We start from the raw sequence: 14,397 nt of genomic DNA, 5'->3' as shown, positions 1-14,397 counted from the left end.
CATTCCCCAAATCAAATGAAGAAATGCATAGCGAACAATGTTTATTGTGAGACAAGACGCGGGTTTGTTCAAATTTTTGCTGTAAATAAATAGAACAAACTTTGAGGGGAAACAAGCTGTTAAAGCGAGCGCCGGCAAGGCGCTCGCCGAAGGGGATCACGCGCGGGTCGCGTGCTTCATCGCGCTGACGAAGGCCGCCAGCTTGGTCAGCATTTCCGCCGGGTTGGCATGGTGCCGTTCGATGATTTTGACGATTGCCGATCCGGAGATGGCGCCGGCGGCGCCGGCCTGCAGCGCAGCCTTCACCTGCTCGGGCTCGGAGATGCCGAAGCCCTGCAGCGGCGGCGCGGCGTGATACTCGCGCAGCGTGTTCACCAGGTGATGCAGCGGCAACTGCGCCCGGCTTTCGGTGCCGGTGACGCCGGAACGCGACAGCAGATAGGTGTAGCCGCGACCGTGTGAAGCGATCTCACGCAGCAGATCGTCGTCGGCGTTCGGCGGGCAAATGAAGATGGGCGCGATACCGTGGCGCACGGCCGCGGCGCGGAACGGCGCCGATTCTTCAAACGGCACGTCGGCGACCAGCACCGAATCCACGCCCACTTCCGCACAGCGTTGGTAAAAGGCATCGATGCCCTTATGGAACACCAAATTGGCGTACATCAGCAGGCCGATGGGAATGGTCGGGTGCTTCTGACGAATGGCCGCCAGCAGCTCGAAACACTGGGTCGGCGTAACGCCGGCGGCGAAGGCACGCAGCGTCGCGCTCTGGATGGTTGGGCCATCCGCCAACGGATCGGAGAAGGGGATACCCAGCTCCAGCGCGTCCGCGCCGGCTTCGATCAGGGTGTCGATAATCTGCAGCGACAGCGCCGGATTAGGATCGCCCAGCGTCACGAACGGGACGAAGGCGCCTTCCTTGCTGCTTTCCAGACGCGTGAACAGTTGCTGATAACGTTCCATCAGATTTCTCCCCGTGCTTTCAAAATGTCGTGAACGGTAAATATGTCTTTGTCGCCGCGGCCGGACAGGTTGACCACCAGGATTTGCTCTTTTTGCGGCGTTTCACGGATCATTTTCAGCGCGTGCGCCAGGGCGTGTGAGGATTCCAGCGCCGGGATGATGCCTTCATGGCGCGACAGCGCCTTGAACGCTTCCAGCGCTTCGTCGTCGGTGATCGACACGTATTCGGCGCGGCCGGTGCTGTTCAGGTAGGCGTGCTGCGGCCCGACGGACGGAAAGTCCAGCCCGGCGGAGATCGAATAGGATTCTTCAATCTGGCCTTCGGCGGTCTGCATCATCGGCGCCTTCATGCCGAAATAGATGCCGACGTGGCCATGCTTGAGCGGCGCGCCGTGCTGACCGGTTTCGATGCCCAGACCGGCGGGTTCCACGCCGATCAGCCCAACGTCGACGTCATCGATAAAATCGGCGAACATGCCGATGGCGTTGGAGCCGCCGCCGACGCAGGCGATGACCGCATCCGGCAGGCGGCCTTCGCGCTCCAGCACCTGCGCTTTGGTCTCTTCGCCAATCATGCGCTGGAATTCACGCACGATGGTGGGGTACGGGTGCGGGCCGGCCGCGGTGCCGAGCATATAGTGCGCGGTTTCATAACTGCCGGACCAGTCGCGCAACGCTTCGTTGCAGGCGTCTTTCAGGGTGGCGGAGCCGCTGTGCACCGGGATCACTTCCGCGCCCATCAGCCGCATGCGGAACACGTTCGGCGACTGGCGCTCAACGTCTTTGGCGCCCATATAGATACGGCATTTCAGGCCGAGCAGCGCGCAGGCCAGCGCCGACGCGACGCCGTGTTGGCCGGCGCCGGTTTCCGCGATGATCTCGGTTTTGCCCATGCGCTTGGCCAGCAGGGCCTGGCCCAGCACCTGGTTGGTCTTGTGCGCGCCGCCGTGCAGCAGATCTTCCCGCTTCAGATAGAGCTTGGTGTTGCTGCCGGCGGTGAGATTTTTGCACAGCGTCAGCGCCGTAGGGCGGCCCGCGTAGTTCTTCAACAGATCGATGAATTCCGCCTGAAACGCCGGATCGCGCTGAGCGCTGACAAAGGCTTCTTCGAGTTGTTTCAGGGCCGGCATCAGAATTTGCGGTACGTATTGACCACCAAATTCGCCGAAGTAGGGGTTAAGCAGCGTCATGAGAGTTCCCGTCATTATCCGTTATTAATGTAGAGCCGTATTCAGTAAGCGCGCAGGGTTTGGAAGACCGAGGCCAGGCGCGCGGGATCCTTGATGCCCGGTTCGCTTTCCACGCCGGAATTGAAGTCCAGACCGGCGCAGCCGAGCTTGGCCGCTTCGACGCAGTTGTCGGCGCGCAGACCGCCCGCCAGCATCACGTTGGTCAGATCTTCGCCTTGCAATACCGACCAGTCGAAGCGTTGGCCGGTGCCGCCTGCGCCGTTGTCCAGCAGATAGCGATCGACATGCTGCAGATCGCGCGCCGGCACCCGTTCTTTCACGCTCAGCGCTTTCCAGATGCGGCAATCGGCCGGCAAGCGGGCGCGCAGGGCGCTGATATAGGCCTGGTCCTCCGCGCCGTGCAGTTGCACCGCCTGCAGACCGAGGCGCTCCACGGTCAGCGCCACGGTATCGAGCTGGGCGTCGCAGAAGACGCCGACGTACTTCAGCGGCGCGCCGGAAATGACTTCGCGGGCGCGGACGATATCCACATAGCGCGGCGAGCGGCCGACGAAAATTAATCCGCCGTAGATGGCGCCGGCCTGATACGCGGCGGCGGCGTCCTGCGGGCGAGTCAGGCCGCACACTTTATTGTCGCCCAGGATCACACGGCGCACGGCGGCGCGCAGATCGGGTTCCGACATCAGCGCGCTGCCGATCAGGAAACCGTTGGCGTAGTGGCTGAGCTCGCGGATCTGCCCGTAGTTGTTGATGCCCGACTCGCTGATCACCGTCACCCCATGCGGCACGCGCGGCGCCAACTGCCGGGTGCGGTCCAGATCGATGCTCAGATCGCGCAGATCGCGGTTATTGATGCCGACCACGCGCGCTTCCAGCGCGATCGCCCGCTGCAGCTCTTCTTCACTGATCACTTCGGTCAGCACGCCCATATTGAGGCTGTGGGCCACCGCCGCCAGCTGGCGGTACTGTTCGTCGGTCAACACCGACAGCATCAGCAGGATAGCGTCGGCCTGGTAGTAGCGCGCCAGGTAAATCTGATACGGGTCGATGATAAAGTCTTTGCACAACACCGGCTGGCTGACGGTTTTGCTCACCAGCGGCAGGAAATCAAAGCTGCCCTGGAAGTATTTCTCGTCGGTCAGCACCGAGATCGCCGAGGCGAAATCTTTATAGACCGTGGCGATCTCCACCGGATCAAAGTTCTCGCGAATCAGCCCCTTGGAAGGCGAGGCCTTCTTGCATTCGAGAATGAAAGCCGTACGGGTGCCCTGCAGCGCGTGGTAGAAGCTGCGTTCGCTCGGTACGATGTCATTCTGAAAGCCGGCCAGGGGCTGTTGCTGTTGTCGCGCCGCGATCCATTGCGCTTTGTCGCGGACAATCTTGTGTAGCACGGTTTCCTGCATTATTTATCCTCTTGCCGCCAGTGCGATGACACGCTCATAGGCCTGCCCGCTGTTGATCATATCCAGTGCCTGCCGCGCATTTTGGCGCAGGTCTTCATGTCCGAATAACTTCAGAAGCAACGCGACGTTGGCCGCGACCGCCGCAGCGTGCGCCGGCTCGCCTTTACCTTGTAACAGCCGCGCCAAAATGTCACGGTTTTCTTCCGGCGTGCCGCCCAGCAAGGCCTCCAGCGGATAGGTTTCCAATCCGAAGGACTGCGGCGTGAGCTGATAACTGCAGATTTCGCCGTTGTTCAATTCCGCCACGTGCGTCGGGGCGTGGATCGCCACCTCGTCCATGCCGCCGCCGTGAACCACCGCCGCGCGCTGATAGCCCAGCACGCGCAGGGTTTCGGCGATCGGCAGCACCAGTTCCGGGCTGTAAACGCCGATCAGCGCCAGCGGCGGACGCGCCGGGTTGATCAGCGGGCCCAGCACGTTGAACAGCGTGCGGGTCTTCAACTGCTGGCGTACCGGCATGGCGTGACGGAAGCCGGTGTGGTACTGCGGCGCGAACAGGAAGCACACGCCAAGATCGTCCAACGCCTTGCGCGCCTCTTCCGCCGGCAGATCCAAGCGGATGCCGAATGCCGCCAGCAGATCCGAAGAGCCGGAGCGGCTGGAGACGCTGCGGTTGCCGTGTTTGGCGATTTTCGCGCCGCACGCCGCCGCCACAAAGGCGCTGGCGGTCGAAATATTGATGCTGTTGGTGCCGTCGCCGCCGGTGCCGACGATATCGGCAAACAGATAGTCAGGGCGCGGGAACGGTTGAGCATCTTCCAGCAGCGCTTTGGCGGCGCCGGCGATCTCTTCCGGGCGCTCGCCGCGGACTTTCATGCTGATCAACGCCGCCGCCAGTTGGCTCGGCTCCAGTTCGCCGCGCACGATGGCGCTGAACAGCTGCTGGCTTTCCTGCTGGCTCATCGATTCAGCGCGGTACAGTTTCTCAAGGATAGGTTGCATCGTCGTGTTCCTTTTATGACTTCGCCAGCGCCCAGGCCAGGGTCTGCTCAAGCAGGCGCGCGCCATGGGTGGTCAGAATCGATTCCGGGTGGAACTGGAAGCCGCATACGCGGCGGCGATCGTCGCGTACCGCCATCACCATCTCGCCGAACCGGGCGTTGACGGTCAGATCGGCCGGGATGTTGCTGCCGACCAGTGAGTGGTAACGCGCCACCGGCAACGGGTTGGCCATGCCGGCGAACATGCCTTCACCGTCGTGAACGATCGCCGAGGCTTTGCCGTGCAGGATCTCCCCCGCCTGGCCGACCTGGCCGCCATAGGCTTCAACGATCGCCTGGTGGCCGAGGCAGATGCCGATGATCGGCAGCCGGCCGCGCAGGCGTTGCAGCAGTTCCGGCATGCAGCCCGCTTCGGAAGGGGCGCCGGGGCCCGGCGACAGCATCAGCACCGGCTGTTCCATCTGCGCCAGACGCTCGATGATCACCTCGGCGGCGATCTGGTTACGGTAAATCACCACCAGGTGGCCGCTGGCGCGCAGTTGATCGACCAGGTTGTAGGTAAAGGAGTCGACGTTGTCGAGCAGCAGGATATCGGCCATCAGAACACCTCCTTGGCATGGTGCGCAGTGGCGATGGCGCGCAGCACGGCACGGGCTTTATTACGGGTTTCGTCGGCTTCCGCCTGCGGGATGGAGTCCAGCACGACGCCGGCGCCGGCCTGCACGGTGGCGATGCCGTCTTCGACGTAGGCTGAGCGAATGACGATGCAGGTATCCAGATCGCCGGTGGCGGTAAAGTAGCCTACCGCGCCGCCGTAGCTGCCGCGGCGCGTGCCTTCGGAGGCGGCGATCAGCTGCATCGCCCGCACTTTGGGCGCGCCGCTCAGGGTGCCCATATTCATGCAGGCCTGGTAGGCGTGCAGCACGTCGAGATCGGCGCGCAGGGTGCCCACCACGCGGGAAACCAGGTGCATGACGAACGAATAGCGATCCACTTTGGTCAGGTCGGCCACGTAGCGGCTGCCGGCCTGGCAGATGCGCGCCAGATCGTTGCGCGCAAGATCGACCAGCATCAGGTGCTCGGCCAGCTCTTTGTGGTCGGTGCGCATTTCCAGCTCGATGCGGCTGTCGAGATCCAGATCCAGTGAACCATCGGCTCGGCGGCCGCGCGGGCGGGTGCCGGCGATCGGGTAGATTTCGATCTGGCGATTGCCCGCGTCGTATTTCAGCGCGCTCTCCGGCGAAGCGCCGAACAGGGTGAACTCGTCATCTTGCATGAAGAACATGTACGGGCTGGGATTGTTGTCTTTCAACGTCTGGTAGGCCGCCAGCGGCGCCGGGCACGGCAGGGAGAAGCGGCGCGACGGCACCACCTGGAAAATCTCGCCGTGACGGATCGCTTCCTGCAGCCCGCTGACCACCGCGCCGTACTCTTCGTCGCTCTGGTTGCAGCTCAGCTGCATGTTTTCCAGCTTTTGGTGCGGGATTGGCTGCGGGGTTTGTTTCAATTCGGTCTGCAATTGCGCCAGACGCTGCTGCAGGCGTTGTATTTCACTCGCTTGCTCGCTGAAGACGCTGGCCTGCAATCGGGCGGAACCGCGTTGATGATCCAGCACCAGCAGGGTTTCCGCCAGATAGAAGCAGAAGTCCGGGCAACGTTGATCCTGGCGCAGCGCCGGCAGGTTTTCGAAACCGGCGACCAGATCGTAGGCGAACAGGCCGCCCAGCATCACGGCTTCGCGCTCGTCCGCCGGGGAGTCGACCAGGGTCAGCAGCCTGCGCAGCGCGTCGAATACCGACAGGGAGCGCAGGCGCGCGTCTTCGTCCTGCACCTCGTCGATCGCCGGGAAGGTCAGCTCGCGGCCGTTTGGGCGCGCCTGAATACTGACCTCGGGCGGCAGCGCTTCGTCCAGCAGCGGCAGCAGCGCCGCGCCATTGGCGGTGAGCGCCTGCACGCTGACGGTGTGACCCAGCGCGGTGATGCGCAGCGCGCTGTCGATCACCAGCAGGCTCTGCAGATTCTGTTTACTGTTGATTTCCGCCGATTCCAGCAGCAGGGTGGCCGGCCGGGCGCCGCACAGCTGGTGGAAAAGGGTGGTGGGATCGCCCCGGTAACTGGCCTGCGCCTTCAGTAATGTCAATTGTGGTTTGATGTTCATCATCGGTGGTTCCAGTGAATTCTGTCCATAAAAAAGCCCGCATCAGGTGCGGGCTCAGGAAATCTGCATTGTCAGATGACAGCTATGCGCGATTACACCGCCCGCAAGAGGGAGGTACGCCACCAACCGTGAAGAGAAATGTATGTGTTCATTTGCAGACTCTCTTTGTTAACTCTCATCCGACACGGCCACTGCCGTGAACTTGTGTACTAGTTAACTGGTTCGAGAGGGCAAAGTCAACCCCCTTTTTGTACAATGTTTTAGCGGTCAGCGTGAATTCTGTTCATCATCCCGCCCGCGCGCCCAGCCGGGGCAGAATAGATTTCCGTCCGGTCACCGATCGCAGGTATGATAGAAAACCAAGCCATTGCCGGATAGCCGTTTTGACAGACAGTAACCCTCAATCCACCGCTTTTACCCTGTACGATCTCCACAGCCATACGACCGCCTCCGACGGCTACCTGACGCCGACGCAGCTGGTGCAGCGGGCGGTAGAGATGCGTGTGGGGGTGTTGGCGATCACCGATCACGACACGACCGCCGGGCTGGCCGAGGCCGCCGCCGCCATCGCGGAGCAGGCGTTGCCGTTGCGGTTGGTCAATGGAGTGGAAATCTCGACGCTGTGGGAAAATCATGAAATCCATATTGTTGGGTTGGGCATGGACGTCGCGCATCCGGCGCTGGTGGCGCTGTTGGCGGAACAAACCGAACGCCGCAACCGGCGGGCGCAGGAGATCGGCGTGCGGCTGGGCAAGGCGCGTATTCCCGACGCCTATGCCGGCGCCCAGCGCCTGGCCGGAGCCGGCGCGGTGACCCGCGGCCATTTCGCCCGTTACCTGGTGGAGATCGGCGTGGCGGACAATATGGCTCAGGTGTTCAAGAAATACCTGGCCAAGGGGAAAACCGGCTATGTACCGCCGCAGTGGTGTACAATAGAACAAGCCATTGATGCGATTCATCAATCGGGCGGCCAGGCGGTGATGGCGCACCCGGGTCGTTACGATTTGACCGCGAAATGGCTGAAGCGCTTGCTGGCGCATTTCGCCGAACACGGCGGCGACGCCATGGAAGTGGCGCAGTGTCAGCAGGCGCCGCATGAGCGCACTCAGCTGGCGAAATACGCGCAAGACTACCGCCTGTTGGCCTCGCAAGGCTCTGATTTCCATCAACCTTGCTCGTGGATCGAACTGGGGCGCAAGCTGTGGCTGCCGGGCGGCGTCGAGCCGGTGTGGCGCGATTGGCCGCAGCCGGGCCAGGCGGTCTGATTTTACGCGCGTGGCAACGCGCGCGGGCATTATTTTAGGAGCAAGTCATGAGTCAGCTTTTTTATATTCACCCGGACAACCCGCAGCCGCGCCTGATCAACCAGGCGGTAGAGGTGCTGCGCAAAGGGGGGTGATCGTCTATCCCACCGATTCCGGCTATGCGCTGGGCTGCATGCTGGAAGAGAAGGCGGCGATGGAGCGCATTTGCCGCATCCGTCAGCTGGACGGCAACCACAACTTTACCCTGATGTGCCGCGATCTGTCCGAGTTGTCGACCTATGCTCACGTCGATAATACGGCGTTCCGTCTGATCAAAAACAATACGCCGGGCAACTACACGTTCATTCTGAAAGCGACCAAAGAAGTGCCGCGCCGCCTGATGAATGAAAAGCGCAAAACCATCGGCCTGCGCGTGCCGTCGAACCCGATCGCGCTGGCGCTGTTGGAGGCGTTGAACGAACCGATGATGTCCACCACGCTGATGCTGCCGGGCAATGATTTCGCCGAGTCCGATCCGGAAGAGATCAGCGATCATTTGGGCAAGGTGGTCGATCTGGTGATCCACGGCGGCTTCCTCGGCCAACAGCCGACCACGGTTATCGATCTGACCGAATCCTCGCCGGAAGTGGTGCGCGAAGGCGCCGGCGACGCGGCGCCTTTCCGCTGATGTAAAATATTGCCACCTTGCCCATTGTCTGAAAAACGGCTGAAGCGACGCTATTTCGCGTGAAAGCCGCTATTCTTGAAGACTTCAGAATTGAGAATGGGCAGGATGCGCAGCAATGATTAAACAGGTTTCTTTTTTAGCGGCCTTATTATTTTCCTCAATGGCGAATGCGGGTTTTTATTCGGGCAGCGGTTTGCTGGCGGAATCCGGCGGTTACGTAAAAAATAAAAGCGGTGAAGCCACCGTGGCCGAAGCGCTGAATGGCGGCATGTTTATGGGATACGTCGCCGGCGTATTCGATACCTATTCCATGCAGGGCAATCGCAATATCTGCCCAGAGGCCGGAATGAGCATCGGCGTAGCCGCCGACGCGGTAATGCAGTACTTGAACGAACATCCCGAGCAACTGCATTATTCCGCACCGTCGGTGATTATGCTGGCGTTGAGCGCCGCCTATCCCTGCGTGCGCCATTAAATTCCCATTCCAATAAGTGCGCATTTTTTCATAAGGTGCGCTCGGGTCTTTTCCGCACGAACTTCAATAGATCATGACCTGCTGCGCTGTCACCCTTAGCCCGTCGGTAATTCCCGAACGGGTCGGGGAGAGACGCGCAGGAGGTAATATGACCGCATTTCACAGTGCCAACATGACCCTCGATTATCAGGATATCGGCTCAGGGCCGCTCACGTTGGTGTTACTGCCCGGCTGGTGCGAACCGAAAACCGTGTTTGAGCCGTTCATCGCGCTGGCGGCCGACCGTTATCGGACGATCAGCCTCGATTGGCGTGGCCACGGCCTGTCGTCAAAAGCGGCGGAGATGTCGCTGACGGCGGACGATTTGCTGGAGGATGTGCGCCAATTGCTGACGGCGCTGCGTTTGGACAACGTGATCACCCTGTCGGTGGCGCACGCCAGTTGGTTGGCGGTGGCGTTGGCCGAGGCGTTGCCGCAGCAGGTGCAGGGCATGGTGTTTCTCGATTGGATCATGACGCAGCCGGAGCCGGCGTTCTTTACGGCGGTGAGCCGCATGCAGCAGCCGCAGCAGTGGCTGGCGGCGCGCGACGCCTTGTTCGACTTCTGGCAGGGCGGCATCCGCCACGATCGGGTCAAACGCCATCTGGAGGTCGAGATGGCGCAGGAAGATGACCGGCTCTGGCGCGCCGCCGGCGTGGCCATCGAACAGGCCTACCGGCAATTCGGTTCGCCGCTGCAACGCCTGGCGGGGATGAGCGCGCCGCCGCCGTGCCGGCATATTTACTCGCTGGATCGCCACGATGACTATCTGCGGCAACAGCAGGCATTTGCCGCCGAGCGGCCGTTTTTCTCCGTGGCGCGTTTAGAAGAGGCCCGCACTCACCTCGGCATTCTGGAACGGCCCGACGCGGTGCTGAGGGCGGTGGAGGACTTCTTGGCGCCGTGAACGCCGCTTGGGGTCACCGCCGATAAAGTGGGTTTCAACACCTTAGAAAGCCTGTATAATGCGCGGTTCGATCCTGATAAACGTATTATTACCGTTGCGGCGATTGGCCGCGGCGGTTATCCCCCCGACGCCTGTGAAGGCGACATTAGAGGTTGCTCAATGAGCGAAAAGTTACAGAAAGTATTAGCGCGCGCCGGGCACGGCTCGCGTCGTGAAATCGAAACCATGATTGAAGCCGGGCGCGTCAGCGTCGACGGCAAGGTCGCCAAGCTGGGCGATCGCGTTGAAGTGACCCCGGCGATGAAAATTCGTCTGGATGGTCATGTCCTGTCGATCAAAGAGTCCGAAGAGGTGGTCTGCCGCGTGCTGGCTTACTACAAACCGGAAGGTGAGCTGTGTACCCGCAGCGATCCTGAAGGCCGCCCGACGGTGTTCGATCGCTTGCCGAAGCTGCGCGGTTCGCGCTGGGTGGCGGTAGGGCGACTGGACGTCAACACTTCCGGTCTGCTGCTGTTCACCACCGATGGTGAACTGGCCAACCGTCTGATGCACCCAAGCCGTGAAGTGGAACGCGAGTACGCGGTGCGCGTGTTTGGCCAGGTCGACGATGCGAAAGTGAAGCAGCTGAGCAAAGGCGTGCAACTGGAAGACGGCCCGGCCGCGTTCCGCACCATCAGCTTCCAGGGCGGTGAAGGCCTCAACCAATGGTACAACGTGACCCTGACCGAAGGCCGCAACCGTGAAGTGCGTCGCCTGTGGGAAGCGGTGGGCGTGCAGGTGAGCCGCCTGATCCGCGTACGCTACGGCGATATCGATCTGCCGAAGGGCCTGCCGCGCGGCGGCTGGGCCGAACTGGATCTGCCGGCGATCAACTACCTGCGCGAGCTGGTTGAATTGAAACCGGAAACGGTCAGCAAGATGCCGGTGGAGCGTGAGCGCCGCCGCGTGAAGGCTAACCAGATCCGTCGCGCGGTCAAACGTCACTCGCAGGTGGCCGGCAGCGGCCGTCGCAGTGCGCCGGGCAGCAAACCGAGTAAATCGGGCAAACCGAGCAAACGCAGCTAATCCGTCATTCTGGCCCCGTTCGGGGCCAGAACGTTTTGTTACCAATCAATCCCCTGTTGCGCCTTGATGCCCGCGTCGAACGCGTGTTTCACCGGCCGCATCTCCGTAACCGTATCCGCCATTTCCAGCAGCTCGCGATGGCAACCGCGCCCGGTCAGTATCACCGTTTGGTGCGCAGGGCGCTGCCGCAGCGCTTCTTTGAGCTCTTCCAGCTCCAGATAGCCGTAGGTCAACATGTAGGTCACTTCGTCCAGCAGCACCAGATCCAGGCCGCTGTCGGCCAGCATGCGTTTGCCGTGCTGCCACACTGCCTGGCAGGCGGCGGTGTCGCCTGCCTTGTTCTGCGTCTCCCAGGTGAAGCCGGTAGCCATCACCTGAAATTCAACGCCATGTTGCTGCAGCAGATTCTTTTCGCCATTGGGCCACTCGCCCTTGATGAACTGGATCACCCCGGCGCGCATGCCGTGACCGACCGCGCGGGTGACGGTGCCGAAGGCGGCGGTGGTTTTGCCTTTGCCGTTGCCGGTAAACACCAGCAGCAGGCCGCGGGTGTCCTGCGCCGCGGCGATGCGTGCATCGACCTGTTCTTTCAGGCGCTGCTGGCGCTGTTGATGACGATCTTCCGCCATGAAACGCTCCTTATTATTCGGCCGCGCCGGGTTTGCGGTTCGGCTGGGCGTCGAAGCTCATGCCGGTTTTTCGCCGGCTGTCCTCGCCCATCAGATACAGGTACAGCGGCATGATGTCAGCCGGGGTTTTCAGCTTGTTTTTGTCTTCGTGCGGGAAGGCGGATGCGCGCATTTTGGTGCGAGTTCCGCCCGGATTGATGCAGTTTACCCGCAAATTACGATTTTTGTATTCATCGGCCAATACCTGCATCATGCCTTCGGTGGCGAACTTCGACACCGCATAAGCGCCCCAGTCGGCGCGGCCGGTGCGCCCGACGCTGGAACTGGTGAACACCAGCGACCCGGCGTGGGATTTCAGCAGCAGCGGCAGCAGCGCCTGAGTCAGCATAAAGGTGGCGTTGACGTTAACCTGCATCACCTCTTGCCACATGGTTATCGACAGGTCGGCCATCGGCGCAATGTCGCCCAGCAGGCCGGCGTTGTGCAGCACGCCGTCCAGGCGCGGAATTTGGCGCGCCAGATCGTCGGCTATCTGCCGGCATTGCTCCGGCGTGGCGTGCAGCAAGTCGAGCGTGACCACCAGGGCCGGGGCGCCGCCCTGGGCCGCGATCTCTTGTTGTACCGCCAGCAGTTTGCTCTCGGTGCGTCCCAGCAGCACTAACTGGGCGCCGAAGCGAGCGTAGGTCAGCGCCGCTTCGCGGCCGATGCCGTCTCCGGCGCCGGTGACCAAAATAATGCGTTGTTCGAGCAGATCTTGTTTGGGTTGGTAATGCACGATAAATCCTCGCCTGGGTGGCTGATCTCCCGCGTATCGTGGGGAGCAAGGGTGAAACGCGCGGCCAGGGCGGGAGCGAGAGCTCGACCTTCTGCGGGCCGCGCAGCGAATCTGTCTCATCATATTGATGAATAATGGGTGTTATATGCCTTAATCCGTACGCATTTTCAATGCGTAGCAGGCTGAAATGGCATTCTTTTGTAACAAAAGCGGCGCGGCGGCGGCTTGGTTCGGCCTTGAATCGTCCCCATAGTGACGTGCAGAACGCAATGAATTTTCATTTAGCCGCGACAGCAGGCGCTGCGGTTGGCTAAAATGGAAAGAATCATACTAACAACCTGTAAATAAAGGCGGAATCTGTGGAGTTTATATCTGTTTATGGCCTGTTTCTGGCCAAGGTCGCCACGGTGGTGCTCGCCATCGCCGCGTTGGCCATCCTGGCGGTCAGTCTGGGGCAACGCAAGAGCCGCCAGAAAGGGGAGCTGCAGCTGACCGATCTCGGTGAACAGTATCGCGAAATGCAGCGCGATATGCGCCTGGCGCGTATGGATACTGCCGAGCAAAAGGTTTGGCTGAAACAGTTCAAGAAGCAGACCAAATCTGATGACAAATTGAAGAAGCAGCGCGCCAAATCCGGCGCGGTGGAAGTGGCCAAGCCGTGCCTGTACGTGTTGGACTTCAAGGGCAGCATGGATGCGCACGAGGTGACGTCGCTGCGCGAAGAGATCTCCGCGGTGCTGGCGGTGGCCTCGGCGCAGGATGAAGTCCTGCTGCGTCTGGAAAGCCCGGGCGGGGTGGTGCACGGCTACGGCCTGGCGGCTTCGCAGTTGGAGCGCTTGCGCAAAGGCGGCATCCGCCTGACGGTGGCGGTGGATAAAGTGGCGGCCAGCGGCGGCTACATGATGGCCTGCGTCGCGGATCGCATCGTGGCGGCGCCGTTCGCCATCATCGGTTCCATCGGCGTGGTGGCGCAGATCCCGAATTTCCATCGCCTGCTGAAGAAGAACGACATCGACGTGGAGCTGCATACCGCCGGGCAGTTTAAACGTACGCTGACGCTGTTCGGTGAGAATACCGAGCAGGGGCGCGAGAAGTTCCGCGAAGATCTGAACGAAACGCACGAGCTGTTCAAACGCTTCGTGCACGAGCAGCGCCCGTCGCTGGACATCGACAACGTCGCCACCGGTGAGCACTGGTTCGGGACCCAGGCCAAAGAGAAAGGCCTTATCGACGCCATCGGCACCAGTGACGATTTGTTGATCGCCGAGTTGGATAACCACGAAGTGATCGCCGTGCGCTATGCACGTCGTAAACGTTTGATGGATCGTTTCACCGGCAGCGCGGCGGAAAGCGTCGATCGTTTGCTGTTGCGCTGGTGGCAGCGCGGGGAAAAGCCGTTGTTGTAAGGCGAGAAGAGCAGGAATCAACGGGGGCCAGGCGCCCCCGTTTTGTTTTCTCAATCGACCAAATGGTATTTTTCCGAAAGCAGGTGAGCCAAATGTTTAAACATATTAAATACGGCGGTGGTTTTGGCGGTGGGCAATCCATCGGCATCTAAAAAGTATTCGCCGCGAAAAACTAAAACGCCGCTTTTTTGTTCAACGTCGGTGGCGATCATGCCGTGCAGATAATCTTCGTGTTGGCGGATGATGTTATTTGCTTCCGCCAGCAGGGCCTCGCGGCCGATAGGTGCAGTATTCTTGTACATTTATTAGACTCCAAACAAAAAACGCTGCGCATATTCTAACGCCGGTTCGCTTTTATCCGCAAACCGACTAAGGTTTATTTGCCGTCTGGATGGCCATGGGCGGCGGCCGGTTGGCGAAATCTGCCTTTCCGTGCTAATTAGGTTGCGTGACG

At 61.1% G+C, this 14,397-nt stretch carries 12 protein-coding genes, 2 pseudogenes and 1 other annotated feature; of the genes and pseudogenes, 6 read left to right on the top strand and 8 right to left on the bottom strand.

Annotation, left to right across the window (positions count from 1 at the left end; genetic code table 11):
• Positions 1-156: 156 nt before the first annotated feature.
• From trpA to ACORQT_RS13235, 5 genes and pseudogenes are all read right to left on the bottom strand, one after another.
• Positions 157-963 (bottom strand): tryptophan synthase subunit alpha, encoded by an 807-nt coding sequence (gene trpA / locus ACORQT_RS13255; protein ID WP_033650237.1) that lies wholly within the window; start codon positions 961-963, stop codon positions 157-159.
• Positions 963-2,168: a tryptophan synthase subunit beta gene (gene trpB, locus ACORQT_RS13250; protein ID WP_187181470.1), complete on the bottom strand. Its 1,206-nt coding sequence runs from the start codon at positions 2,166-2,168 to the stop codon at positions 963-965. Before trpB ends, trpA begins: the two co-directional genes overlap by 1 nt.
• A 26-nt stretch (positions 2,169-2,194) precedes the next feature.
• Entirely contained in the window at positions 2,195-3,556 is a 1,362-nt protein-coding gene (gene trpCF, locus ACORQT_RS13245; RefSeq protein ID WP_089191876.1) for a bifunctional indole-3-glycerol-phosphate synthase TrpC/phosphoribosylanthranilate isomerase TrpF, read from the bottom strand.
• A 3-nt stretch (positions 3,557-3,559) separates the two neighbouring features.
• Positions 3,560-5,156, bottom strand: a pseudogene (gene trpD / locus ACORQT_RS13240) (bifunctional anthranilate synthase glutamate amidotransferase component TrpG/anthranilate phosphoribosyltransferase TrpD).
• Positions 5,156-6,718 carry an anthranilate synthase component 1 gene (locus ACORQT_RS13235; RefSeq protein WP_164057223.1) on the bottom strand — a complete coding sequence of 521 codons (1,563 nt, stop codon included), beginning with the start codon at positions 6,716-6,718 and terminating at the stop codon, positions 5,156-5,158. Before ACORQT_RS13235 ends, trpD begins: the two are co-directional and overlap by 1 nt.
• Before the next feature lie 24 nt (positions 6,719-6,742).
• Positions 6,743-6,846, bottom strand: a sequence feature (Trp leader region).
• Between the two features lie 252 nt (positions 6,847-7,098).
• On the opposite strand from ACORQT_RS13235, the gene rnm reads away from it, so the two are divergent.
• The 5 genes and pseudogenes from rnm to rluB all read left to right on the top strand — a co-directional run bounded on the left by rnm (position 7,099) and on the right by rluB (position 11,133).
• Positions 7,099-7,980, top strand: coding sequence for an RNase RNM (rnm, locus tag ACORQT_RS13230; RefSeq protein WP_042784676.1), 882 nt, complete (start codon positions 7,099-7,101; stop codon positions 7,978-7,980).
• A 47-nt stretch (positions 7,981-8,027) separates the two neighbouring features.
• A pseudogene (locus ACORQT_RS13225) lies at positions 8,028-8,647 on the top strand (L-threonylcarbamoyladenylate synthase).
• Positions 8,648-8,762: 115 nt separating this feature from the next.
• On the top strand, positions 8,763-9,122 hold the full coding sequence (locus tag ACORQT_RS13220; protein WP_016927523.1) for a Rap1a/Tai family immunity protein: 360 nt from the start codon (positions 8,763-8,765) through the stop codon (positions 9,120-9,122).
• Between the two features lie 148 nt (positions 9,123-9,270).
• A complete protein-coding gene (locus ACORQT_RS13215; RefSeq protein ID WP_147838011.1) occupies positions 9,271-10,068 on the top strand; it encodes an alpha/beta fold hydrolase in 798 nt (265 codons plus the stop codon).
• 159 nt (positions 10,069-10,227) lie between these two features.
• Positions 10,228-11,133 (top strand): 23S rRNA pseudouridine(2605) synthase RluB, encoded by a 906-nt coding sequence (gene rluB, locus ACORQT_RS13210; RefSeq protein ID WP_033643266.1) that lies wholly within the window; start codon positions 10,228-10,230, stop codon positions 11,131-11,133.
• Between the two features lie 38 nt (positions 11,134-11,171).
• Here rluB and cobO read toward each other — a convergent pair whose 3' ends face one another.
• Positions 11,172-11,762: a cob(I)yrinic acid a,c-diamide adenosyltransferase gene (gene cobO, locus ACORQT_RS13205; RefSeq protein ID WP_033643265.1), complete on the bottom strand. Its 591-nt coding sequence runs from the start codon at positions 11,760-11,762 to the stop codon at positions 11,172-11,174.
• 13 nt (positions 11,763-11,775) lie between these two features.
• Positions 11,776-12,537 (bottom strand): YciK family oxidoreductase, encoded by a 762-nt coding sequence (locus tag ACORQT_RS13200; RefSeq protein WP_033643264.1) that lies wholly within the window; start codon positions 12,535-12,537, stop codon positions 11,776-11,778.
• 359 nt (positions 12,538-12,896) lie between these two features.
• On the opposite strand from ACORQT_RS13200, the gene sohB reads away from it, so the two are divergent.
• Complete coding sequence (sohB, locus tag ACORQT_RS13195) at positions 12,897-13,943, top strand: protease SohB (protein ID WP_072627554.1); 1,047 nt, start codon at positions 12,897-12,899, stop codon at positions 13,941-13,943.
• Between the two features lie 50 nt (positions 13,944-13,993).
• On the opposite strand, the gene ACORQT_RS13190 is transcribed toward sohB, so the two are convergent.
• Positions 13,994-14,245: a YciN family protein gene (locus ACORQT_RS13190; RefSeq protein WP_033643262.1), complete on the bottom strand. Its 252-nt coding sequence runs from the start codon at positions 14,243-14,245 to the stop codon at positions 13,994-13,996.
• Between the last annotated feature and the right edge of the window lie 152 nt (positions 14,246-14,397).

It is taken from the genome of Serratia sp. (in: enterobacteria), assembly GCF_052400455.1.
Classification (GTDB): domain Bacteria; phylum Pseudomonadota; class Gammaproteobacteria; order Enterobacterales; family Enterobacteriaceae; genus Serratia; species Serratia ureilytica.
Note: the sequence above shows the minus strand (reverse complement) of the source record. Positions and strands in the feature narration are given on the sequence as shown.